This is a genomic window from Streptomyces manipurensis (assembly GCF_049570255.1).
GTDB classification, from domain to species: Bacteria; Actinomycetota; Actinomycetes; order Streptomycetales; family Streptomycetaceae; genus Streptomyces; species Streptomyces manipurensis.
Genome location: NZ_CP186950.1, coordinates 7,502,926 through 7,526,391, shown reverse-complemented (window position 1 = coordinate 7,526,391; position 23,466 = coordinate 7,502,926). Strand labels below are relative to the sequence as shown.

The following is a 23,466-nucleotide window of genomic DNA, read 5'->3' as shown; positions in this document are numbered from 1 at the left end:
CGTGCCCGACGACATCGCCACCCTCGAGAAATCGCTGTCCCGACTCGGCTACCTGGTCTCCGTCCTCCCGACCGACCTGACCACCCAGGGCTTCCGGAACGAGCTCATGGAGTGGACGGGGCAGACGGACCGCACCGACCACGCCCTCGTCATCTACTACACCGGCCACGGCGACTTCGACCACAATCGGCACTACCTGCTCTTCACCGACAGCCGTACCGGCAAGCTGACCGCAACGGCGCTGGCCACCGACGATCTCATCGGGATCACCGCCGAGAACGGTGTCAGGCGACTGCTCCTGATCATCGACACCTGCTCCGCCGGCCAGGGCGGAGCCGACCTGGTGCGCGAACATGTGGAGCGCATCCAGGCCAAGATCAACGGCAGTCGGCAGGCGGATCCCGTCGACATCTCCGAACTGTCCGTGATCGTGGCGGCCCGCGCCTGTGAGCCGGCGACCGACGGCGCCTTCGCCAAGGCCTTCGCCACGGCCATCGACGACCTGTTGCTCGCGGGCAACCGGCAGACCCGCCTGTACCTGCCCGAACTCGTCGGACGCATCAACACCCTGCTGGGCGGCAGCCAGCACGCCGTCTACGGGACTCCGTACGGGGAGGGAGTCGCCTTCTTCCCCAACCCCCGGTACATCCCGGACCTTCCGGCCCAGGACGAGCCCGGCATGGACCTCGCCGAGCAGAGGACCTGGCTGAGCCCTGAAGGCCGCCGCCGCCGTGCTGAACTGATGGCCCACTTCGGCCCACGGGGCCGAGGGGTCGACGCGGGCGGCCAGGGTTCCTACTTCACCGGTCGGGCCGTCGCACTCGCCCGCTTGGTCGACTGGCTGAACGCCACGGGCACGGCCCCGCCCGCGCATCTGGTCGTCACCGGCGGCCCGGGGGTCGGCAAGTCCTCGCTGCTGGGGCGACTCGTCCTGCTCGCCGACGACGAACAGCGGGCCACTCTGCCCGACGTGGCCACCGACGTTCCGCTGCCGCGTCGCGCGGCGGACGTCACCATCCACGCGAGGAGTCTGCGGCTGGAGGAAGTCGTATCCGGCATCGCGGATGCCCTCGGACTGGAGACGGCCGACCCCGCCGACCTGCTGTCCGCGCTGCAGGAACGGTCCGACCCGCTCTTCGTGGTCATCGACGCGCTCGACGAGGCGGGCCCGGTGGGGGGTACGGAGCCGGCCAGGATCGCCACCGCCCTGCTGCGGCCGATGACCGACCTGGCGAGCGTACGCCTGCTCGTCGGGACGCGGCGGCACGTCGTGGCCGCGCTCGGTCCCGCCTTCGACCAGCTCGACCTGGACGATCCCCAGTGGACGGGAGCGGAGGACATCGAGGGCTACGCCCGCAAGCTCCTGCTCGCACCGGACGGGCCGGCAAGCCACGGTCCGTACCAGGCCGATGGCTCCGCCCTGACCGCCGTGGCCCGGGAGGTCGCGCGCAGGGCCGGTGGTGTGTACCTGGTGGCCCGACTCCTGGCCCGCGCGCTCGCCCAGCAGGACCGGGCCCTGGACGTGACGGTGCCAGACTGGCAGGGGCAGCTCCCCTCCGCCGGAGCCACCGGCACCGCCGCCGCCGTTTTCGGGTGGTCCCTGGGCAAGCACCTCGGGGCCCATGAGTCCGACGGCCGAGCGCTCCTCGCCGCCCTGGCCTTCACGGAGGGCGCCGGCCTGGTTCCCGGGACGGCGTGGCTGACGATCGCCCGGACCCTGACGGAGGGCGCCCTCACCGAAGAGGACCTGCGCTGGATCCTGCGGGAGGCAGCTCCGTACCTGGTGGAGCAGCTGGACTCGCGGGGCCGGTCGGTCTATCGCCTCTACCACGAGGCCTACGCCGAAGAGCTCAGGTCGGCCTTCCCTCCGGACACCGGGCGCGAGGTGTCCCGCTGCCTGCTCGGCAGCGTTCCCGTGGACGCGGCAACGGGTACCCCTGACTGGTCGGGCGCCGACCCCTACGTGCTCACCCATGTGGCCACCCACCTGGCCGAACACGACCTGCTGCACGAGGTCATCACGGATGCCGGATTCCTGCTGAACGTCGACAGCACCACACTCAGTCGCGCACTCAGCACCGCGCTGCCGCAGATACGGAACGACGCCAACCTGCGCGAGGCGGCAGCGGCCGGCGATGCATGGCTGCGCTGCACGCCCTACCTCAGGTGGGAACCGGACTTCGCAGCCAGGGCTGCACAGTTGAGCCTGGCGGCAGCCCAGACGGGCGCGGGACAGCTCCTCGCGTCCGTGCGGGAGCGCTTCCCGGACCTGCCGTTCGGCCTGGTGTGGGAACACCTCCAGGACGCCGCTCCCTACCGCGCGCTGGGATGGTTCGACGGCCGGGTCGATTCGGCGGCGGCATTCCGCCTGGACGGTCGCCCGGTGATCGCGACGTTGGAGTCGCCACACCGCATTCGCCTGTGGGACCTTGGCACGGGCGAAGAGCTGGAGGGCCTGCCGACGCACGACCAGGGCGGGCGTCCCGTGGTCGACATGACCGCGGTCGACGACGGCGAGCGCGCCTACCTCCTTGTACGCACTCCGTCCGTCGCTTCCGTCTGGGACGTCCGTGAGCGCCACCCGGTCGGCCCCGCGTACCCGATCCAGAGAGACGCCAAGGCCTGTCTGTTCCTGGTCGACGGCCGCCCACTCGCCGTCTTCTTGGAAGACGGGATGGTGCACGTGGTCGATTCGGGCTCGGGGCTGCCTCTGGTGAAGGTCTCGCTCGACCTTCAGGGGGCGCTCACCCCCCACGCCGTCGCCTGCGGCACGCACTCCGGGCGACTCGTCGTGGCAGCGGCGACTTCGTGGAGTAGGACTGAGCCGGGGCTGCCCACGATCCTGCCCAGTCCTGACAACGGCCGCACGGAGCCGACCTATCTCCCCACCTTGCAGACGGTCCACGGCCGCACGCTCACCCGTCACACGATCGACTCGGCCGGCTGGAGCACCATCGCAATCCAGGAGTCTGCCTACCAGGGAGAGCGCGTCGAGCACCTGATGGTGCACGAGGGCAAAGTCCGGTTGACGACGAGCGACCCGCGCGGGAGCGTGAACCGTGCCGAATGGCTGACCGAGATTTCCGTTCCGGCCGGGGACGGCGTCGGGTCCGGGCTGAGAAAGGGGACAGCCGGGGTACTGGTGAACGACGGTATTCCGCTGGTGGTGGGGTCCGTCGACGGGGGCATCGTGATCGCCCGGGGCGACGCGGAAGCGGGCCGTGTCGTCGCCCATGTGGAGACGGGCGATCGGGCACAGCCGATTCTGCCGGTCGCCTTGGGGCATGGCGAACTGATGGTGATCACCACCACAGCCGCCGGAGGCGGAACACTCAAGGCATGGACCGTCGCCGTGAACGCTGAACAGGAAACCGTGGTTCCCCTCCTCACCCATTCCGCGAAGACCGGTTCCGACATGACGCTCGCCAGGGTGGGAAACAGACCGATGCTGCTGGCCCGCCGGGGGCCGGAGTGGATCGCGGTGGAACCGGACTCCGGGCAACCGATCACTCCCTGGCCGTTCTCGGCACCGATCGAAGGATTCGTGCCCAGCGCGGATCAGGGGTTTCCTGCCGTCGCATGCCTTGCGGAGGAAAATGGCAACGCCAGGAAGGTCCGTTTCGCTCTCCCTCAGGCACCTGGAGCGAACCTGGGATCGATCAGCATCACGGCGAAAGCCGGCCTCGCCGTCGCAAGAACCCGTGAGCACGAACAACTCCTCGTCGCCTATACGGGCAATCGGCTCGTCCTCTGGGACCTGTCCAGCGGAGAGATTCTGGGAAGAAGGTGGATGTTGACGTTGCCGCGCGCAGGGCGAGCTCCCACCCTCAGGACGGCCCGGGTCGGCGACCGTACGTTCACCGCCCTGTGCCACCGCCCCAAGAGTCCGGTCCATGTTCACGAACTGCCCTCCGTGACGCCGGTCGGAGTGGTGACCCCGACGTCGACGGTGGTACAGAACCCCCAGGGTGAGTTGGTCATGGCCATCGGGGACTGGGACGGGCAACTCGTCGTGGCCTGGGCAGGCATCGACGGATCCGTGGTCGTCCACGATGTCGCCACACACGAGCAACTCGGGCGGTGGCAGGTACCGGACCACAACCACGCCGTCCGTCTGCTTCCCCTGATGTCCCACGGAATGCCTGCCGTTCTCGCCCTCTGCTCCGACGAGAGCCTCGCCCTGCTGAACGATGCGGAAGGTCCTTCACCGTCCCGGATCCGGATCGGCGTGCCGGTCTCCGCATGGGCTTTGGCCTCCCCGGACCTCATCGCATTGCAGACTCCCTCCGGGCCGCTGTGCCTGCGCCTGCCGGGGGAGGTATCCAACCAGTAGCGGCGGCCGCCGCACGACACCGGGCCCCTCCTCCGGGCGGACGGCTCTGCTGCGCCCCCTAGCCGTACACCGAGCGGTAGTACTCCGTGGCTCCCGGGTGCAGGGGGACGCTGCCCGTGGAGATCGCGAAGCGGGGTTCCAGGCGGGCTCCGGCGGTCACGTCGCGCAGCAGGTCGCGCCACTGGCCGAAGATCGCCCCGAGCAGGTCGCGGACGGCGGGCGCGGCGACGTCGGCGCGCGCGAGGAGGTAGTTGCCGACGCCGATGGTGCCGACCGGCTCGGTCTGGCCGTAGGCGCCGGCGGGCAGGGTGACCGCGGAGTACACGGGTGCGTGGTGCTCGCGCAGGGCATCCACCCAGCCGTCGAGCGGCAGGAGGCGTACGGGGGTCTCCCGGGCCAGTGCGGCCAGGGCGGGCGTGGGTACGCCGCCGGACCAGAAGAGGGCGTCGACCGTTCCCGAGCGCAGCGCCGTCACGGACTCGCCGAGCCCCAGCGGGCGTTCGCGGACGGCTGCCGGTCCGGTGGTGAGCCCGGCGGCGCGCAGGACCCGCCGGGCGACCACGCGCACGCCCGATCCCTCGGCTCCCGTCGCCACGGGCCGGCCGGCCAGGTCTCCCATGGTCCGCACCGGCCCGCCTGCGGCGACGACGAGGTGGGTGTGGTTGACGTAGACGCGGGCCAGCGCGGTGACGGCCACGGGCCGGGAGAAGTCCTCGCGGCCCCGGACGGCATCCTCCGCGGTGTCGGCCATGGCCAGCGCGAGTTCCACCGAACCCCGGTCCAGCTCCCGCAGGTTGTCCACACTGGCCGCGGTGGCCACGGGGAGGATCGGCGCGGGCACGCCGCTGCGGGCCGCGGCCGTGGCGAGGGCCCGGCCGAACGCGTTGTACGGGCCTCCCTCCGGGCCCGTGGCGAGCCGCAGCCCCGGCCATGGTCCGGGTCGGCCCGCGCAGCCCGCCGCCGCGCCCGCCAGGAGGCCGAGCCCGGCGCCGAGGAGGGCGCGCCGCGGGGTGCCGTACGGGCGGCCGGTACGGGGGGCGGGGGCCACGTCGGTCTCCAGGGGCGGCGGGTGGGGGCCGGGCGCGCTGCGCGCGGGCCCCATCATGACCTGCCGTCCGGCCGCCCGCGCACCCGCCCCGGCCCGTCGCGGCCCGCCGTCGCGGCGCGGAAGGATGCCCTGGTCAACTGGTCTGTCCGTCAGATGAGTTACTACCCAGAAGACATGGAACGTCGCTCACTGTTGCTGTACCTTCCATTCCGTCGCCGCCACACCCGGGGCACAGGGCCCACGGGGACTTGCGGCGCAAAGGACCCGACCCCTGTTGACGACAGCAACCGAAGTCTTCACAGTCCGGCCGTACACCCCGCACTGCCAGGTGATCACCACAGAAGGTGATCACGCCGTCATCGGCATTTCGCCGGGGAACAGCTACTTCTCCGCCCAGCGCGTCATCGACCTCGCCCACTGGGGGATGCGCAACTTCGAGCAGGTCGACCTCATTTACACCGACCTGCACGTCGCGGAGATGTACGAGGCCCTCGGATACGGCGAGGACGAAGCCCGACGCAAGGCGGTGAAGAACCTGCGCGGTGTCCGCGCCAAGGTCAACAACGCCGCCGCCGAAGCCGACCCCACCGGCGTCCGCCTCCGTGCCCGCCCGATGTCGTCCCTCACCGACATTCCGGCGTACCGCACGCTCCACAACCACCTGAACAACCTGCTCGACATCGATCCGGAGTTCCGCGAGACCTGCAACTCCCTGGTCGACGCGTTCCTTTCGTCCAAGGTGCTGGGCGGCAAGGCGGCCACGACCCGCCAGCGCGAGGTCTGCCTCGAGTACGTCTGCGCCGAAGCCCCGCTGTTCCTGGACACGCCCGCCATCCTGGGCGTGCCGTCCTCCCTCAACTGCTACCACCAGCTCCTGCCCATGGCGGAACTGCTCTACTCCCGTGGCTCGGGTCTGCGCGCCTCGCGCAACCAGGGACACGCCATCATCACCCCCGCCGAAGGAGCCTCCGATGACCACTGACACCCTTCTGCACTTCCCGTTCTCGGCCCGGGGTGACCAGCTGCCCGCCGAGGTCGAGGAGTTGCGCGGCGAGCCGGTCAAGCGGGTCCGCACGATCGCCGGCGACGAAGCCTGGCTCGTGTCCTCCTATGAACTGTGCAAGCAGGTCCTCGAGGATCCGCGGTTCAGCCTGAAGGACACCTCCGCTCCGGGCGTGCCGCGCCAGTACGCGCTGACGATCCCGCCCGAGGTCGTCAACAACATGGGGAACATCACCGGCGCCGGCCTGCGCAAGGCGGTGCTGAAGGCGATCAACCCGAAGACGGGCAACCTGACCGGCTGGATGCGCGAGCAGGCCGAGTCCCTGGTCGACGGGCTGCTGAGCCACGGCGCGCCCGTGGACCTGCGGGGCCAGTTCACCAACCCGTACGCGGAGAACCTGCACTGCCGCATCCTCGGCATACCGGAGTCGGACGCCCCGCGCCTGGCCGCCAGCCTCGACATCGCGTTCATGAACTCGGCCTGCCCCGTCACGGGCGCCAAGCTCAACTGGGACAGGGACATGGCCTACATGGTCGAGCGCCTGGACGACCCGGCCACCACCGGCCTGATGGCGGAGCTGGCCGCCCTGCGCGAGGACCCGGAGTACGCCCACCTGACGGACGAGATGCTCGCGACCGTCGGCGTGACGCTGTTCGGGGCGGGCGTCATCTCCACCATGGGGTTCCTGACGATGGCGATCGTCTCCCTCCTGCAGAACCCCGACGTGTGGGAGCAGCTGCGCAAGGCGCCCGAGAAGATCCCCTCGGCCGTGGACGAGCTGCTGCGCATCAACCTGTCGATCGCCGACGGCCTGCCCCGGCTCGCCCTGGAGGACGTCACCCTCGGTGACGTGGAGGTCAAGAAGGGCGAGCTGATGCTCGTCCTGGTCGAGGCCGCGAACACCGACCCGGCGGTCTACTCCGACCCGCACGTGGTGGACATCGACCGCGCGAACGCCGGTACGCACCTGTCCTTCGGCGGGGGCCCGCACTACTGCCCCGCCACCGCCCTCGGCAAGCGGCACACCGAGATCGCCATCGAGGTGCTGCTGGAGAAGATGCCGAACCTCCAGCTGGCCGTGCCGGTCGACCAGCTCGTGTGGCGCACCCGCTTCATGAAGCGGCTGCCGGAGCGCCTGCCGGTGTTCTGGTAACCGGGAGCCGCGCGCCCGTACGCGGCGGCGGTCCCGGCCGGGGGGAATCCGGCCGGGACCGCCGCCGTCGGGTGCCGTACCCGGAATTGGCCGGTTCGGACCGGAGGGGCGGCGGGACGCGGGGGCAGGCTGTGACGGGGCGCCTCCCGGCGCCGCACCGCCGGCACCGCACACCGATCCGACCAGGGGAGGACGCATGTCCAGCAGATTCCGCGCCACCGCCGTCACCGGTCTCGTGGGAACCACCGCCGCCCTCGTGGCGCTGCTCGTACCCGGCACGGCCCAGGCCGCGCCGGCCAAACTCGGCCACGCGGAGGCGGTGAGCCGGCTGAACGCGACCGGCGGGATCGGCCTGTCCTCCAGCGGGGGCTGCAGCAACCGCAACAACCCGACGTGCACCTCCCTGGAGCAGGTCAACGCGGCCACCATCAGCGACGTGACCACCCTGCGGCGGGCCAGTGCCTGCTCCCTGACCATCACCGGCGGGACCGAGACGGGGCACGCCTCCGGCACGTACAGCCACTGGAACGGCTACAAGGTCGACTTCAGCCCGACGAGCTGCGTGAGCGGCTACATCACCCGGAGCTTCACGCGCATCGCCGACCGCGGGGACGGGGCCGCGCGCTGGCGTTCCGCCGCCGGCAACGTGTACGCGCGCGAGGGCAACCACTGGGACGTCACCTTCTGCGGGGGCAGCGCGGCCTGCACCGCCTCCGCCTCCTCCTGACGGGGAGCGCCGCGCACTGCGGTCCCGCCACGGCCTCCCGGCCGGGCCCGTCGTACGGGCCCGGCCGGGGTCAGCGCTCCGCCAGCACCTCGCGGATCACATGGCGGGCGCCCCGCGCCATCACCGGGTTCGTACGGCGGTAGTAGGGCAGGGCGATCAGCGCCTGCGAGAGGGTCCGCCCGCGGCCGCGGGTCCAGGTGGCGTCGTCCGCGCCGAGCGTCTCGCGGAAGACCTCGCGGGCACCGGGAGGCAGCAGGTTCCACGCCGGGAAGAGGTCGCAGGCCGGGTCTCCCGTCCCGGCGCACCCGAAGTCGATGACGGAGGTCAGCCGGCCCCCCTCCACGAGGAGGTTGCCCGGCGTCAGGTCGGCGTGCAGCCACACCGGCGGCCCGGACCACTCCGGGGCGTTCAGGGCCTCCTCCCACAGGGCGGTCGCGGCGTCGCAGTCGACGCCCTCGTCGGGGATGCGGCGCAGCGCGTCGATCGCGGACCGGGTCGCCGCGTCGAGCAGGGAGAGCGGCCCGCCCCGGTGCGCGCGCGGGCCCCCCGGCAGGGTGAGGCCGCGCACGGCGCTCACGAACCGGCCCAGGTCCCCGGCGAGCCCCACCGGGTCGCGGAGCGCACCGGGCTCCGGGTTCTCCCCCGGCAGCCACCTCAGGACCGACCACTGCCACGGGTACCCCTCGGCCGGCCCGCCGGTGCCGAGGACCTCGGGCACGGCCACCGGCAGCAGCGGTGCGAGCCGCGGCAGCCACTCCCCCTCCCGCGGCACGTCCTGCGCGCCGTCCTCGACCAGGGGGAGCCGTACGACCTTGTCCTCGCCCAGCCGGTACATGCCGTTGACCGTGCCGCCCGACGGGTACCGCCGGACCGGCAGCCCGGCCCAGCGGGGGAACCGGCCGGCGATCAGCCGGAGTACGAGGTCTTCGCCGAGGGGATGTTCACCGGGGTGCATCTGCGCTGTGCTCACGAGGCGCCATCCGACCGTACGGTACGCCGCCCGTCAAAGGGTTTCCGCGCCGGCTCAGCGGCGGGGGCCGGAGGCGCCCAGGTCGATCCAGTAGCGCCGCTTGGGCCCGACGAGGGTGTCGCGGACGTCCTCCAGGACGCCGCCGCACCGCTCGATGGTGCGCACGGACGGCTCGTTGTCCGGGTCGCAGGTCAGCAGCACGCGGTCCATGCCCAGGATCCGCGCCTCGTGCAGGACTTCCGACAGGGCCCAGGTGGCCAGCCCTCGGCGGCGGGCCGAGGGCCGGATGCCGTAGCCGATGTGGCCGCCGGCGTCGAGCAGGAAGCCGTTGAGGTAGTGCCGCAGGTCGATGGCGCCGAGGTAGGTGCCGCCCTCGGCGATCCACCAGTGGGTCGCGTGGACGCTGCCGTGTCCGACCGGCCGGGAGCGGTCCGCGTACCCGCGGAGCTTCTCCGTCCAGGCGGCGAAGCCCTCGGGGGACTCCACGTCGTCCTCGTAGCCGGGACCGGCTCCGTCCAGATGGGCGTCGGGTCCCCATTCCCGCCGCGCCGCCGTCCAGGAACGGTGCAGGTCAGGGGTAGGGCTGAGGAGCTCGGGCATACCCGGGACCCTAACAGTAGGATCATCCGACTCGCGGACGGCCCGCGAACGGCACGCGGACGGCCCGGAGCCGGCCGGGGCCGGTCCGGAGACGTCGCCGGCTCCCGCTCAGCCGCTGTGGGGCTTGTGCCCCGGGAAGACGTGGCCGGGGGTGACGATGCCCGTGACCGCCTCGCCGAAGAGGGTGCTCGGCTCCTGGCCGTCCGTCTCCACGTCCGTGTTGAGGAGGATGACCATCGTGGTGCGCGTCTGCGGCAGGTAGACGGTCAGCGACTCGTAGCCCGGGATCGAGCCGTTGTGGCCGAGCCACCCCTGGACGTCGAAGATGCCCAGCCCGTAGCCGTCACCGGGGATGTTCATGGAGGTGGTCTTCAGCCGCTCGGCCTGCGTCGCGGGGGTCAACAGCGTGCCCTCGGCCAGGATCGGCGCCCAGCGGCGCAGGTCCTGCACGTCGGAGGTCATCGCACCGGCCGCCCAGGCCCAGGACGGGTTCCAGTCGGTCGAGTCCACGATCCGGCCCGAGGCCGTCTGGTTCGTGTAGCCCTGCGCGTGCGGGTCGGGCATGTCCGCGTTGGTGGGGAAGGCCGTGCGGCGCAGCCCGGCCGGGTCGAGGACCTCGCGCTGGACGACCTCGTGCAGGGGCCGCCCGGTGACCTTCTCGATGACCAGTCCCAGCAGGATCAGGTTGGTGTTGGAGTACTCGAACTCCGCGCCGGGGGCGAAGTTCACCGGGTGCTTGAAGGAGTAGCCGAGCAACTCCCGCGGGGTGAAGGGCCGTCGCGGTGCCGCCTCGAAGGCCTTGTCGAAGTCGGCGTCCTCGCTGTAGTTGAACAGGCCGCTGCGCATCCCGGCGAGCTGCCGCAGGGTGATGCGGTCGCCGTTCGGTACGCCGCTGACGTACTTCCCGACGGGGTCGTCGAGGCCGACCTTCCCCGCGTCCACCAGCTTCAGCAGCGCGGTGACGGTGAAGGTCTTGGTCTCGCTGCCGATGCGCATGCCGAGCCCGGGGGCCATGGGCGCACCGGTCGCCTTGTCGGCCACCCCGAAGGACTTCAGGTAGCTGCCCTTGCCGGGGGTCCACAGGCCCACCGTCACGCCCGGTACTCCGGTCTCGCGCTGGACCTGCCGGATCGCGGCGTCGAGACGGGCCGCCACGGCGGGCGTGAGCTCGGGGAAGTCCTCGCCCGCCCCCTGGGGCGGAGTCGGGGTCGGCGCGGCGGCGTACGGTGCGGCCGACCCGTGCGCGGGGGCGGTGGCGGCGGGGAGGAGGAGCAGGCCTGTGGCGAGGGCGGCCGCGAGGGCCCCCCGCGCCCCTGTGTGCATCGCTTTCACCGCGTGCCTCCTGCCGTACGGGGACCGGGACGGGGCCGGAGCAGTCCAGAACAGCCTAGGCCCGCACCGGCGGGGTCGCGCGGCGAGGGCCCGGCGGCCGTCAGGCCAGCGGGGTGGCGCGGGCGATGACCAGGGCGACGTCGTCGTGGTCGTCGGCGCGGCGCAGCGAGTCCAGGAGCCGGTCGCAGGTCTCCTCCAGGGGGCGCCCGGTGTCGGTCAGCAGCCGCAGCAGGAGTTCGAGCCGTTCGTCGATCGGCTGGTCCCGGGTCTCGACCAGGCCGTCGGTGTAGAGGACGAGTTCGTCGCCGGGCTCCATGGCGACGGTGGTGGCCTCGAAGGGGATGCCGCCCACGCCCAGCGGCGCGCCGGTGGGCAGGTCGAGCAGCCGGGGCCGGTGGCCGGCGCGGATCAGGACGGGCGGCAGGTGCCCGGCGACGGCGATGCGGCACTGCGCGCGGTGCGGGTCGTGGACGACGTACACGCAGGTCGCGATGGTCTCTTCCAGGGCCGCGGTGGTGCGGTCCAGTTGCCGGAGCACCTGGGGCGGGTCGAGGGCGAGTTCGGCGAGGGTACGGGTGGCGGTGCGCAACTGCCCCATGCTGGCGGCGGCGTTGATGCCGCTGCCCATGACGTCGCCGATGACGAGGACGGTGGTGTCGTCCGGTCCGGCGATGGCGTCGAACCAGTCGCCGCCGATCTCGCTGCTCGCCGCGGCGGGCCGGTAGCGGGAGGCTACCTCCAGACCGGGGGTGTGGGGCGGGTGGTGGGGCAGCAGGTGGTGCTGGAGGGCGAGCGCGGTGTGGTGCGCGTTGCGGTACCAGCGCGCGTTGTCGATGCACACGGCGGCGCGGGCGGCCAGCTCCCCCGCCAGCACGATGTCGTCGTCGTTGAACGGCAGCGGGTTGCGGGTGCGTTTGAGGTCCAGGGCGCCGAGGACCTCTCCGCGGGCGATGAGCGGCACGGCGAGGTAGGAGCGCAGTCCCGCGCGGGTCAGCAGGGTGGCGGCGGCGCTGTCGCGGGCGATCCGTGAGATGTCGCGCGCCTGCACGTGGGCGACGAGGACGGGATGGCCGGTGGTGGCGCACTGGGTGACCAGCCGGTCCGCCGCGTAGCGGGCGATGTCCCCGGGCGGGTCCGCGGCCCGTACGGCCTCGCTGGGGTAGGCGGCGGCGACCGCCAGGGCGCGGAAGACCGCCGGCTCGTGGGCCGACGAGCGCAGGGTGGGGCGGCCTTCGAGGACCGAGTCGAGGATGTCGACGGCCGCGATGTCGGCGAGTTCGGGCACGACCACGTCGGCGAGCTCCCGGGCGGTCTGGTCCAGGTCGAGGGTGGTGCCGATGCGCACGGTGGCGTCCGCGATGAGGGCGAGGCGCCGGCGGCTGCGGGCGATCTCCAGGGCCGCCTGGTGACTCTGCGTGACGTCGACCACGGAGGTGGCCAGGCCCAGGACCCGGCCGGTGGCGTCCTCCAGCCGGTAGTACGACACCGACCAGGCGTGCTCGGCCCCGTGGCCGCCGTGGGTGCGGCCGGCGGTGAACTGCTCCAGCAACGGGGTGCCGGTCGCGAGGACTTGCCGCATGGCCGACTCGGCCGCCTCCGCGTCGTCGAGGAAGGACAGGGCCTCGCGGACTCCGCGGCCGATGTGCTCGGCGGCGGGCAGGCCGTTGATCCGCTCCAGGGTCGGGTTGACCAGGACGTAGCGCAGCTCCGTGTCGAGCACGGCGAGCCCGATCGGCGACTGTGCCACCAGGCGGGCGGAGAGCGCCAGGTCCCGCTCCAGCTGCCGCAGCGTCGTACGGTCGGTGGCGATGCCGAGGGCGTAGAGGTCGCCGCGCTCGTCGAGGAGCCGCATGTTGCGGAACTCCACCAGGCGGTTGCTGCCGTCCTTGTGCCGCACCGGGAAGGCGCCCGCCCAGTCCCCCGCGCCTCCCATGACCCGCGCGAACAGGTCCGTGACCAGGCCCACGTGCTCCTTGGAGGCCATCAGGCGGGCGGCGGGCTCGCCGAGCGCCTCCTCCGCCGTCCAGCCGAAGAGCTGCTCGGCCTGCGGGCTCCAGAGGGCGACCCGTCCCTGGCCGTCGAGGACCACCGCGGCCACGTTCAGGACGTCGAGGAGTCCGCTCGGCGGGGAGAGCCCGGCCTCGGCCGGTCTCCTGCCCGCGGCCCACGAACCGTCGATCGTGCTCATCGGCGATGCTCCCTTCCGGCACCGTCGCCGCCGTCGGCCCGGCGTACGCCCGACCCGGGACGCTCCGTGGCGGTCGTTCCGGGGCGTCCGGGACGCACGGCTCCCTCTCATCGTCCCCCGGAACGGCCCGGAGAGCGTCCCGAGCGGGCCGGGGACGACCGTGCCGGCCATGCCGGGGGTGCCGGGGCCGCGGTCCGGCCCGGGGCCGCGCCCCGAGCGCGTAGGCTCGGCGGATGGCGAAATACTTCGACGTGCACCCCGAGAACCCTCAGCGGCGCACCATCGACAACGTGGTCGGCCTGATCCGCTCCGGAAAGCTCGTGGCGTACCCGACGGACTCCTGCTTCGCGCTGGGGTGCCAGCTGGGCAACCGCGAGGGGATCGGGCGGATCCGGTCGATCCGCAACCTCGACGACCGTCACCACTTCACCCTGGTCTGCCAGAACTTCGCGCAGCTGGGCCAGTTCGTACAGATCGACAACAACGTGTTCCGGGCCATCAAGGCGGCCACGCCCGGCAGTTACACCTTCATCCTGCCCGCGACCTCGGAGGTGCCGCGCCAGCTGCTGCACCCGAAGAAGAAGACGGTCGGGGTCCGCATCCCCGACCACGTGGTCACGCAGGCGCTGCTCGCCGAGCTCGGCGAGCCCCTGCTGTCCAGCACCCTGCTGCTCCCGGACGAGGACGAGCCGCTGACGCAGGGCTGGGAGATCAAGGAACGGCTCGACCACGAGGTGGACGCCGTCCTGGACTCCGGTGACTGCGGCACCGAGCCGACCACGGTCATCGACTTCTCGAGCGGCGAGGCCGAGATCGTGCGCCGGGGCGCCGGGGACACCTCCCGGTTCGAGTAGCCCGTACGGGTGGGGGCCGGGCCGTCCCTGCCCCCACGCCCCGGTCACGGGTCGGCGCGCACGTCCGTGTACCGCCCCAGGTAGCGGAAGGCGCCCGCTTCGGCCCGGTAGAGGTGGCCGAGGCCGTCCGCGGTGAGGGCGCGGGTACCCGGGTCGAAGGAGACCTCCTTGGCCAGTCCCCGGTGGGTCGTGCGGAAGACCCGGCGGGACAGGCCCGCACGGTCGCGGGTCCCGCCCTCCAGGGCGGTGAGGGCGGCCGCGAGCAGCCCGACGGCGTCGTGGGCCTCGGTGGCCCAGCGGGCGGGCGGTCCGCCGTACGCGGTGCGGTGGTCCGCGACGAAGTCCGCGGCGGCCGGCACCCCCGTCGGGTCGGTGAACAGGGTGCTGAACACCCAGCCCTCCGCCGCCGCGCCCGCGGCGGTGACGAAGGCCGGCTCCATGGCGTGCTGGACGGCCATCCGGGGACCCCGGAAACCGGCGTCCGCGAGGGCGCGGGCCAGGCGTGCCGCGCCCTGGGGCGAGGTGCCGGTGTAGACGACGGCCTCGGCTCCGGCCTCCGTCAGCGCGCGGACGGCTCCCGCGTGGTCGGAGCCGCCCTGCGGGATGCGGTGGACGGTGACCGAGCCCTGTGCCGGGGGGCTCTGCTGGAGGACCCGGGTGACCAGCCAGGCGGGCGAGCCGTCCGAGGCGTCCTCCACGACCGCCGTGCGGCGCGAGGGGTGCACCCGGGACAGGTAGTGGAGGACGCCCATGCCGAGCCCCTCGTCGGTGGGGCGGGTCGCGCAGGTGGTGCGCCAGCGCGTCTGGGAGTTCAGGTCGCTGTTCACCGAGACCAGCAGCAGTGCCAGATCGGCCGTCACGCAGGCCTCGGCGAGCACGGGCACGGCCGCGTCCCAGGTGGGGCCGGTGAGGGCGAGCACGGCCGGGTCGGCGGCGAGCTCCTTGACCACCTGTGCGGCGCGCGCCGGGTCACCGCCGTCGTCGGCGACGCGCAGGGCGAGCCGGAACGGGGCGTCCGCGCGGGCGTTGTGCCGGTCCACCGCCAGCCGCATGCCGCGTTCGTGGGCCTGCCCGGTGGCCCGGCCGGGCCCGGTGAGGTCGGCCTGCAGGGCGAGGGTGTGGACGGCCCGGTCGCGCGCGCCGCCGGCCTGCGGCGCGGCGGAGCCGCCGCGGCCGCCCCGGGTGAACCAGGCGACGGGTGCCCCGGCCGCGAGCACGGCCGCGCCCGCCGCGAGCAGCCGGCGGCGGGTGAACGGGCCGGGTGCGGGGCCGCCCGGGACCGGTGGCGCGTCGATGCGGGTGGGCTCGGGGGCCGGGAGGTCCAGGGCCCGGGTCGAGCGCTCGGCGATGATCCGGGGCAGCGGGGGCGGCAGCCAGTCCCCGGCGGTGTGCGGGTCGCCCCCGCCGCCGGCGCGGAGCAGCGCGGTGAGTCCGTCGAGGGTGGGGCGGGCGGCCGGGTCCTTCTCCAGACAGGCCCCGACCGCTTCGAGGAGTTCGCCCGGCACGCCGTCGAGTGCGGGTGGTTCGTGGACGGTACGGAAGACCACCGCGGCCGCGTGTCCCCCGCCGAAGGGGTGGGCGCCGGCCGCCGCGTACACCAGGACGCAGCCGAGGGAGAACACGTCGCCGGGCGGACCCGCGGCCGGTCCGCCGGCGCGGGCGAGTTCGGGCGCGAGGTAGCCGGGGGTTCCGACGACGGCGTCGGCGGCGGTGAGCGCGGTCGCGCCCGCCGCCCGGGCGATCCCGAAGTCGATCAGGCGGGGGCCGTCCGGGGCGAGCAGGACGTTGCCCGGTTTCACGTCCCGGTGGACCAGTCCGGCGGCGTGCACCTCGGCCAGGGCTTCGGCCAGCCGGGTCCCCAGGATCCGTACGGTCCGTACGGGCAGCGGCCCGTACCCGGCGACGGCCTCGGCGAGCGACGGGCCGGGGACGAAGGGTGTGGCCAGCCACGGCTCGCGGGCCTCGGGGTCGGCGGCGACCACGGGGACGATCCAGCGCCCGGACAGCCCGGCGGCGGCCCGGGCCTCGCGGCGGAACCGGGCCCGGAAGGCCGGGTCGCCGCCGTGGTCGGCCCGGATCACCTTGACGGCGACCAGGACGCCTTCGGGGGAACGGCCCAGGTAGACGGTGCCCATGCCGCCCGATCCCAGGCGGCCCAGCAGCCGGTGCCCGCCGATCGCGGCCGGATCGGTGGGGTGGAGGGGGCGCATCCGCCGCTATCCGGCGGAGGGCAGCGCGGCGGGTCCCGCGTAGCGGATCCGGCCGCCCTCCACGCGGTGGAGGTGGAAGGAGTAGTCCTTCACCACCCGGTCCGCGGCGAAGGTGTACTCCTTGGTCAGGCCGCGGAAGGTGCCCTGGGAGAGGGCGGTGAGCAGGTCGGCGCGGGCGGGGCGGGTGCCGCCGCGGGCGGCCGTCACGAGCCGGTCGACGACCAGGCGGGTGGCGTTGTAGGCCTCGGCCGTCCAGATGTCGGGCGCGGTGCCGTACGTCGCCCGGTGCGCGCGGGCCGGTTCCGCGGCTTCGGGGGCGTCGGGCCCGGTGTACGGGGCGACGCACTGCCAGCCTTCGGCCGCGGGGCCGGCGGCGGCCAGGAACTCCGGTCCCATCACCGTGTAGTCGACGGCCCGATGCCCCTGGAAGCCCGCGGCGGCCAGCAGCCGGGCGGTCCTGGCGGCGCCCGCGGGTGTGCCGCAGTAGAAGAGGGCGTCGACCCCGTGGGCCAGGATGTCGGTGACCACCGGGGCCAGGTCCTGCGTACCGCGGGGGACGACCCGCGGGTACACGGTGCCGCCTCGGCCGTAGTGGGCGAAGGTGCGGGTGGCGTGGAGGACGGCCTGCCATCCTTCGACGTCGCCGTCGCGGTCGCAGAGGGTTCCGAGGCGGCGGGCGCCGTTCTTCCCCGCCAGCTGGTGGTTCAGGGCCGCGGCCTGGACGAACGAGATGGGGCTGACCTGGAAGAAGCTGCGCCGGTCCGCGACGCCGAAGGCGCTCGCGAGGGCCGACACGGTCAGGAGGGGCAGCCCGGCCTCGCCGTACAGCTCCAGGCAGGGGGTCACGGAGGCGTTGCCGGTGGGGCCGATGACGGCGAGCACGTCCGGGTCGGCGATGAGGCCGGCGGCGGCGGACGCGGAACGGTTGGCGGCCCCGACGTCGTCGGCGACGGCCACCGCGAGGGTGAAGGGCCGGTCCGCGCGGGAGTTGAAGGCGTCCACGGCGAGCCGCACCCCGCGTTCCTGAGCCTGTCCGGCGGCCTTCTGGGGTCCGGAGAGGTCAGCGTGCACACCGATCACCCACGGCCGGGGGGCGGACGCCGCGGGGGTCTTCGGCCCGTCGTCGCGCAGCGACAGCCAGGTGGCGGCCGCGCCGCCCGCGGCGAGGGCGGTGCCGGCCGCGGCCCAGCCGAGGAAGCGCCGGCGGGAGGGGGAGCCGGTCCCGGGCGCCGGTGCGGCCGCGGGGTCGGCGGCGGTCTCCTCGATGCCGGGGAGGGCGAGCAGGGCGGCGGCGCGGGCGGCGATGGTCGCGACGACCGGGTCGGGCAGCCAGTCGGTGCCCTCGCCCGGGGCGTCCTCGATCAGGGCGCGGTCGAGTGCGTCCGCGGCGGGCCGGGCGTCGGGGTGTTTGGCGAGGCAGGTCCGCAGGAGTGCGGCCAGCTCGGGGTCGGCCTGCACCTGCGGGCCGAGGTCGGGCTCGTCGTGGACCGTGCGGTAGAGCACCGCCTCGACGGTGCCGGTGCCGAACGGCAGGCGTCCGGTGGCGGCGTAGGCGAGCAGGCAGCCGAGGGAGAAGACGTCGCCCGCGGGTTCGGCGGGCCGTCCCTCCGCCTGTTCGGGCGGCAGGAATCCGGGGGTGCCGAGGACGGCGTCCGCGGAGGTGAGGACGGTGTGGTCACCGCCGCGGGCGATGCCGAAGTCGATCAGGCGTGGCCGGTCCATGCCGAGGAGCACGTTGGCGGGTTTGACGTCGCGGTGGACGAGGCCCTGCGCGTGCATCACGGCGAGGGCTTTGGCCAGGGCCTTGCCGAGGATCCGGACGGCGCGCAGCGGGAGCGGTCCGTGGGCGGAGACCGCCTCGGCCAGGGAGGGGCCGGGGACGAACGCGGTGGCGAGCCAGGGGTCGTGGGCGTCGGGGTCTGCGCCGGTGATCCGCACGGCCCAGGGGCTGTCGACCTCGGCGGCGATCTCGGCCTCGCGGCGGAAGCGGGCCCGGAAGTCCGCCTCGTCGGCGTACTCGGCGCGGATCACCTTGACGGCGGCGAGGGCGCCGTCGTCGGTGCGGCCGAGGTAGACGACGCCCATGCCGCCGGCGCCGAGCCGGCCGAGGAGGCGGTGGCCGCCGATCCGGGAGGGGTCGGAGGGAAGGAGCGGCTCCATCAGCCGGCCGCCTTTCCGAGCGCCTGCTTGGCCTGCGAGATCATGCGGCTGTTGCCCTGGACGACGAGGGTCATGAGTGCGTTCTCCGCGTAGCCGGCGGCGTTCTTTCCGGCGACGGCGACGGTGACCGGGCCGAACTGCGCCTGGTACCAGAAGTAGCGCTGGGGTTCGCCCCCTCCGGCCTCGGTGTGCGTGCCGAGCTCGTTGAAGGCGTCCTCGCTCCAGTTGTTGCCCTGCTCGCCCTGGTAGACGGAGTTGCCGAGCAGGCCCTTGAGGTGCTCGCCCTCGCGCAGCTTCTGGTCGGGGCAGCGCAGGACCTCCTCCATGGCGCGCGCGGTCTCCCAGCCCGATTCCGTCCGGTCGCGGTGGACGGTCACGGTGGTGTTGATCCGTACTCGGCCGTGGCCGTTCGCCGCCGGGATGTGGAAGTAGCGGGTGTTCGTCGCGAGGACGTCGGGGGGCAGGCCCTCGGTCTGCCAGACGCAGTCGGCGTCGAGGACGGGCCACCGGCCGGGGTCGCTCTCGAAGGGGGCGCTGCGGACGACGTCGGGGCCGAGGGCGTCCTCGGCGATGACGATCCGGGCGAGGAGTTCGTGTGCCTCGGCGGATGTCCTCGGCTGCTTGGACTCGTCGAGTGCGGGCACGAGCGAGAGCACCGTGCCCGTGGGCGAGGGTGCGACGGCAGCCGGGGTCGGCGGGGTGGGCGAGGCGGCCGTGGTGCGGCCGGCCGCCTTCCCTTCCTCCGTGCCCTCGCCGGAGGTGCAGCCCCCGAGGAGGAGGAGCAGGCCGGCCGCCGCGCAGCCGCAGGCGCGCAGCCCGATGGAACGTCCACGTGTCTCAGGTCCCCCCACGGCTGGGATGCTACCCCGCCGCGGCAACGGCCAACTGGCTTATGGAGAAGTCATGTTGGAGGCGAACGGACGTCCGGGGCCACCGCGGGTCCACCGAGGGTCCGCGGGCGCGGCGTGCGGGGCCGGTGGGTACGGTGCGCGAAAGCCGGTTCAAAAACCGGTGGACCGGTATGTGAACGGCCCCGGGCGGGCATGCTCCCAGAACTCGCGTTCTCGGGAAGGAGCGATGTGCTCACTCAGGTTCTCGACTGGCTCCGACGCCTCGTGAAGCGCCCCACCGGCGACAGCACCCCCGAACAGACCGCCCCGCTGGCCGCCCGGGACCCGGTCTTCACCGCCGACTTCACGTCCACGACCCAGTGGGTCGCCGGACGCTCCTGGGCCTATCCGGGCGGCGGCCCCACCAACCCCGGCGACAACAAACTCGACTACCTGGTGCAGGATCCGTCCTACAGCCGCAGCGGCACGTTCCGCGCCGTCCGCCGTCCCGACGGCAAGTGGAACGCCGGCCTGCTGACCACGGAGGGCAGCGACGAGGGCTTCATGGTGCGGGCGGGGGACGTCCTGGAGTCCCGCGTACGGCTGCCTTCGGAGCTCGGTGCCTGGCCGGCCATCTGGACCTGGCTGGACGGCGACAACGAGATCGACGTCTTCGAGTACCACCCCGACAACCCCGACCTGCTCGAACTCTCCAACCACGTCAAGGGCGGCTACCGCTACCACCGGGACCCCTCGGTCTCCCGCGGCGCCTGGGTGGACCTGAAGGTGGAGTTCGGGGCGCGGTCCGTCGTCTGGTGGGTCAACGGCAAGCGCGTCTACGCCGACCGGCGCGGGGTCGGACGCCACTGGCGCGCGTACCTGATCGTCAACCTGTCGGTGTGCGCGGGCCGTTACCACCCCGCGCCGGAGCCCGGCGTGACGGCCATGTCGTACCAGGTGGCCTACCTGCGCGTGTACCGGCCGTAGATCCGGCCGCGGCACGGCCGTCGGCCCCCTCCGAGGAACGGTCCTCGGAGGGGGCCGAAGCGGTGGGTCCGCTACGCCGTGCCGCCGTCGGCCGCGGTGGCGGAGGCGCAGGCCTCGTGGCCCCAGCGGCTGCCGTTCTTCGCGATCATGTCACCGGCGGCGTAGGACCCGCCGCAGGGGCAGCTGCCGGGGAACTTCGCCTTGATGGCCCGTGCCGGGCGGCCCGGCGTGCTGCCCGGCGCCGTCCGCTTCTTCGCCCTGGCGGACTTCTCGCGGGCGGGGGCCACGGGTTCGGGGACGGGCATCGCGGACCCGAGGGCGGTGCCGTCGGCCTGCTGCGTGAGGGCGGCGTCGCTCGCGGCCCGGTCGGCGATCGCGTTGAGGTGGTCGCCGTCCTCCCGGTGCGCCGGCACGTAGCGGAAGGTCACGTCACGGCCGGAGAGCAGCCGGTCGATCTCCTCGACGAGTTCGCGGTTCGCGACGGGCCCGCCGGAGGCGGTCTTCCACCCGTTGCGCTTCCAGCCCGGGAGCCACTGCGTGACGGCCTTCATCGCGTACTGCGAATCCATCCGCACCTCGACGGGCGTCTCCGGTTCCACCGCTTCCAGCAGCCTCTGCAGGGCGGTCAGTTCACCGATGTTGTTGGTGGAGCGGCCCAGCGGGCCGGCCTCCCAGCGCTGGGGTCGCTCCTCGGAATCGGCGATGACCCAGCCCCAGCCGGCGGGGCCGGGATTACCCTTCGCCGCTCCGTCACAGGCGGCAATGATGCGTTCGGACATCCCCCGATCATGCCGCATCCGCCGGGCCCGCCGTCCCCGCGCCCGGTCCACCCGCCCGGGTCCGCCCACCCGGTCCGTGCGGTCCGCCCGGCCGTCACGGCCTCAGGCCCCGGCGTCCGGACCGGCGAGCAGGCCGCACGTGTCGAAGTTCATGCACCCGCAGGCCAGGCAGTCGGCGACGGCGTCGCGCAGCATCTGCGTCTGGCGGATGAAGAGGTCCAGCTCCGGCAGCTTGCGTTCGGCGAGGGCCCGCCACTGCCGGGTCGCCCCGCGGCCCGTGTCGGCCTCCAGCAGGCGGCGGATCTCCGCCAGGGTGAACCCGGCCCGCTGGGCCATCCTGATCAGCGCGATCCGCCGTACGACCGCCACCGGGTAGACCCGGCGGCCCGCCGCGCGTTCGGCGGGCGGCAGCAGGCCGACGCTCTCGTAGTAGCGCAGCGCGGAGGGCCGCATCCCCACCCGCCGCGCGAGTTCGCCTATGCCGAGCTGTCGCACCGATCACTCCCCCTTGACCTCAAGTGCGCTTGAACCAGGAGTCTGACCCGGTGACTGCCGCACTGACAACTCGTCTCCTCCCCCGGGCCTACCGTCCGCTCTTCGCCCACTCCGGTTTCCGGCGGCTGCTGCCCGCCCTGGCCGCTTCCGACCTCGGTGACGGGATGAGCGTGGTCGCCGTGGCCTGGCTGGCCATCGAGATCGCCCCGCCCGGCCGCTCCGGCCTCCTGCTGGGTGCCGCACTGGCCGCGTACGCCCTGCCCGGCGCACTCGGGGCGCTGCTCTTCGGACGGCTGCTGCGGCGTCTCCCGCCCGGGCGCCTGCTGGCGGCCGACAGCCGGATCCGCGCGGTCCTGCTCGGGTGCGTACCTCTGGCCTGGGCCACCGGCACGCTGCACCCCGTGCTGTACGTCGCGCTGCTCGCGGGCTCCTCCGTCCTGCACGCCTGGGGGAACGCCGGACGGTATTCACTGGTCGCCGAGATGCTTCCGCCGGAGCACCGCCTCGCCGCCAACGCCCTGCTCAGCGCGAGCGTCTCCGCCTCCATCGTGATCGGCCCCGCCCTGGCCGGATTCCTGGTCGCGGTGGTGAGCCCCGCCTGGCTGATCGGGCTGGACGCCCTGTCCTTCGCCGTGCTCGCCGTCATGGTGGGCCGGCTCCGCGGGCCGGCCGTCGGGACCAAGGACGGGGCCGGGACCGGGGACGGTGCCGGAGCGCAGCCGCCGTCGGCCGGACTGCGCCTGCTGCGCCGGCAGCCCGAGCTGCTCGGCGTACTGGCCCTGACGTGGTTCTTCAACTTCCTCTACGGACCGGCCGAGGTGGCCCTGCCGCTGCACGTCACCGACGACCTGCACGCCGGGGCGGGTCTGCTCGGGCTGTACTGGACGCTGTTCGGGGCGGGCGCCGTACTGGGCGGGCTGACCGCGGGCGCCCTGCGGCGCTTCCCGCTGTGGCCGGTGACCCTGGGGATCGTGGCGGGCTGGGGACTGGCGCTGGTCCCGTTCGGCCTGGGGGCGTCCGCGCCCGTCACCCTGGCCTGCTTCACTCTCGGCGGTCTGGTCTACGGGCCGTTCACCGCGCTGTCCTACACGCTCTTCCAGGAGCGGACCCCGGCCGCGTGGCTCACGACGGTCCTCGCGGCCCGCAGCGCGGTCCTGCTCACCGCCGGCCCCGTGGGCATGGCGCTCGGCGGGCCGCTGACCGCGCTGATGGGCCCGCGGGCGGTGCTGGCGGCGTCGGGGGCCGCCACGGTCGCGCTGGCCCTCGCGGGGGCCGCGCTGAGGGCCCGGAGCAGGCGCCGGGCGGTGGCGGCGCCGGCCGTGTGAGGCCCCGGAAGGTGCCGCGGTCGCGGGCCGCACCCGCCTCAGGAAACGACCCGGGGCCGTACGGCTGTCGCCGTACGGCCCCGGGCTCCCCGCGTTCGGTGAACGGCGGGGGAAACGGTTCTTCGGAGGCCGGACGTCCGTCCGGACCGGCCGAGGATCAGGCGGGGGTGATGTTCTCCGCCTGCGGGCCCTTCTGGCCCTGCGTGATGTCGAAGGTCACGGCCTGACCCTCCTGGAGCTCACGGTAGCCCGAGGCGTTGATCGCCGAGTAGTGGGCGAAGACGTCCGGGCCGCCGCCGTCCTGGGCGATGAAGCCGAAGCCCTTTTCCGAGTTGAACCACTTCACGGTTCCCGTAGCCATGTTCATGCCTTCCCGTTGACGTACGTCCTCCACACGGCGTGGAGAACGGAGGTGATCGCCCTGGTCCTACGGCACAACACAGCAAAACTGCCCACACCGGAAGGCGCGGGC

General features: G+C 73.5%; 18 protein-coding genes. 7 read left to right on the top strand and 11 right to left on the bottom strand.

Annotated elements, in window-relative coordinates; translation table 11 throughout:
• The first annotated feature begins 1 nt into the window (after position 1).
• The gene (locus ACPU2J_RS34295; protein WP_423834810.1) at positions 2-4,333 is read left to right on the top strand and encodes an NACHT domain-containing protein; all 4,332 of its coding nucleotides are present in this window, start codon (positions 2-4) and stop codon (positions 4,331-4,333) included.
• Positions 4,334-4,391: 58 nt separating this feature from the next.
• On the opposite strand, the gene ACPU2J_RS34290 is transcribed toward ACPU2J_RS34295, so the two are convergent.
• Positions 4,392-5,438: a TAXI family TRAP transporter solute-binding subunit gene (locus tag ACPU2J_RS34290; protein WP_423834809.1), complete on the bottom strand. Its 1,047-nt coding sequence runs from the start codon at positions 5,436-5,438 to the stop codon at positions 4,392-4,394.
• Between the two features lie 217 nt (positions 5,439-5,655).
• Here ACPU2J_RS34290 and ACPU2J_RS34285 point away from each other — a divergent pair, with 217 nt between their 5' ends.
• The 3 genes from ACPU2J_RS34285 (at position 5,656) to ACPU2J_RS34275 (ending at position 8,264) form a co-directional block, all read left to right on the top strand.
• Entirely contained in the window at positions 5,656-6,363 is a 708-nt protein-coding gene (locus ACPU2J_RS34285) for a tRNA-dependent cyclodipeptide synthase (RefSeq protein ID WP_361595818.1), read from the top strand.
• Positions 6,353-7,537 (top strand): cytochrome P450, encoded by a 1,185-nt coding sequence (locus ACPU2J_RS34280; RefSeq protein WP_361595821.1) that lies wholly within the window; start codon positions 6,353-6,355, stop codon positions 7,535-7,537. Before ACPU2J_RS34285 ends, ACPU2J_RS34280 begins: the two co-directional genes overlap by 11 nt.
• Positions 7,538-7,733: 196 nt before the next feature.
• Entirely contained in the window at positions 7,734-8,264 is a 531-nt protein-coding gene (locus ACPU2J_RS34275) for a hypothetical protein (RefSeq protein WP_423834808.1), read from the top strand.
• Between the two features lie 70 nt (positions 8,265-8,334).
• Here the strand turns inward: ACPU2J_RS34275 and ACPU2J_RS34270 are convergent, their stop codons facing one another.
• From ACPU2J_RS34270 to ACPU2J_RS34255, 4 genes are all read right to left on the bottom strand, one after another.
• Entirely contained in the window at positions 8,335-9,219 is an 885-nt protein-coding gene (locus ACPU2J_RS34270; protein ID WP_423835041.1) for an aminoglycoside phosphotransferase family protein, read from the bottom strand.
• Positions 9,220-9,288: 69 nt separating this feature from the next.
• A complete protein-coding gene (locus tag ACPU2J_RS34265) occupies positions 9,289-9,834 on the bottom strand; it encodes a GNAT family N-acetyltransferase (RefSeq protein ID WP_365075111.1) in 546 nt (181 codons plus the stop codon).
• 108 nt (positions 9,835-9,942) lie between these two features.
• Positions 9,943-11,157, bottom strand: coding sequence for a serine hydrolase domain-containing protein (locus ACPU2J_RS34260; protein ID WP_423835040.1), 1,215 nt, complete (start codon positions 11,155-11,157; stop codon positions 9,943-9,945).
• 109 nt (positions 11,158-11,266) lie between these two features.
• Positions 11,267-13,354 carry a SpoIIE family protein phosphatase gene (locus ACPU2J_RS34255; RefSeq protein ID WP_420078170.1) on the bottom strand — a complete coding sequence of 696 codons (2,088 nt, stop codon included), beginning with the start codon at positions 13,352-13,354 and terminating at the stop codon, positions 11,267-11,269.
• 233 nt (positions 13,355-13,587) lie between these two features.
• Here ACPU2J_RS34255 and ACPU2J_RS34250 point away from each other — a divergent pair, with 233 nt between their 5' ends.
• Complete coding sequence (locus ACPU2J_RS34250) at positions 13,588-14,208, top strand: L-threonylcarbamoyladenylate synthase (RefSeq protein ID WP_361595833.1); 621 nt, start codon at positions 13,588-13,590, stop codon at positions 14,206-14,208.
• Between the two features lie 44 nt (positions 14,209-14,252).
• Here ACPU2J_RS34250 and ACPU2J_RS34245 read toward each other — a convergent pair whose 3' ends face one another.
• The 3 genes from ACPU2J_RS34245 to ACPU2J_RS34235 are packed head-to-tail and all read right to left on the bottom strand — an operon-like array spanning position 14,253 to position 19,429.
• Positions 14,253-16,418: a bifunctional serine/threonine-protein kinase/ABC transporter substrate-binding protein gene (locus ACPU2J_RS34245; protein WP_420078171.1), complete on the bottom strand. Its 2,166-nt coding sequence runs from the start codon at positions 16,416-16,418 to the stop codon at positions 14,253-14,255.
• Between the two features lie 6 nt (positions 16,419-16,424).
• Positions 16,425-18,578, bottom strand: coding sequence for a bifunctional serine/threonine-protein kinase/ABC transporter substrate-binding protein (locus ACPU2J_RS34240; RefSeq protein ID WP_423834806.1), 2,154 nt, complete (start codon positions 18,576-18,578; stop codon positions 16,425-16,427).
• A complete protein-coding gene (locus tag ACPU2J_RS34235; RefSeq protein WP_420078173.1) occupies positions 18,578-19,429 on the bottom strand; it encodes a hypothetical protein in 852 nt (283 codons plus the stop codon). The genes ACPU2J_RS34240 and ACPU2J_RS34235 overlap by 1 nt, the downstream gene beginning before the upstream one ends.
• A 309-nt stretch (positions 19,430-19,738) precedes the next feature.
• Here ACPU2J_RS34235 and ACPU2J_RS34230 point away from each other — a divergent pair, with 309 nt between their 5' ends.
• On the top strand, positions 19,739-20,395 hold the full coding sequence (locus tag ACPU2J_RS34230) for a beta-glucanase (protein WP_420082267.1): 657 nt from the start codon (positions 19,739-19,741) through the stop codon (positions 20,393-20,395).
• A 71-nt stretch (positions 20,396-20,466) separates the two neighbouring features.
• Here ACPU2J_RS34230 and ACPU2J_RS34225 read toward each other — a convergent pair whose 3' ends face one another.
• Together ACPU2J_RS34225 and ACPU2J_RS34220 are read right to left on the bottom strand one after the other, a co-directional pair.
• Positions 20,467-21,174 (bottom strand): ribonuclease H family protein, encoded by a 708-nt coding sequence (locus ACPU2J_RS34225; protein ID WP_365137993.1) that lies wholly within the window; start codon positions 21,172-21,174, stop codon positions 20,467-20,469.
• A gap of 102 nt (positions 21,175-21,276) precedes the next feature.
• On the bottom strand, positions 21,277-21,669 hold the full coding sequence (locus ACPU2J_RS34220) for a MerR family transcriptional regulator (protein ID WP_361607833.1): 393 nt from the start codon (positions 21,667-21,669) through the stop codon (positions 21,277-21,279).
• Between the two features lie 50 nt (positions 21,670-21,719).
• Between ACPU2J_RS34220 and ACPU2J_RS34215 the strand changes: the two genes are divergently transcribed.
• Positions 21,720-22,994: an MFS transporter gene (locus ACPU2J_RS34215; protein WP_420078175.1), complete on the top strand. Its 1,275-nt coding sequence runs from the start codon at positions 21,720-21,722 to the stop codon at positions 22,992-22,994.
• 157 nt (positions 22,995-23,151) lie between these two features.
• On the opposite strand, the gene ACPU2J_RS34210 is transcribed toward ACPU2J_RS34215, so the two are convergent.
• A complete protein-coding gene (locus ACPU2J_RS34210; protein ID WP_030384970.1) occupies positions 23,152-23,355 on the bottom strand; it encodes a cold-shock protein in 204 nt (67 codons plus the stop codon).
• Positions 23,356-23,466: the final 111 nt, after the last annotated feature.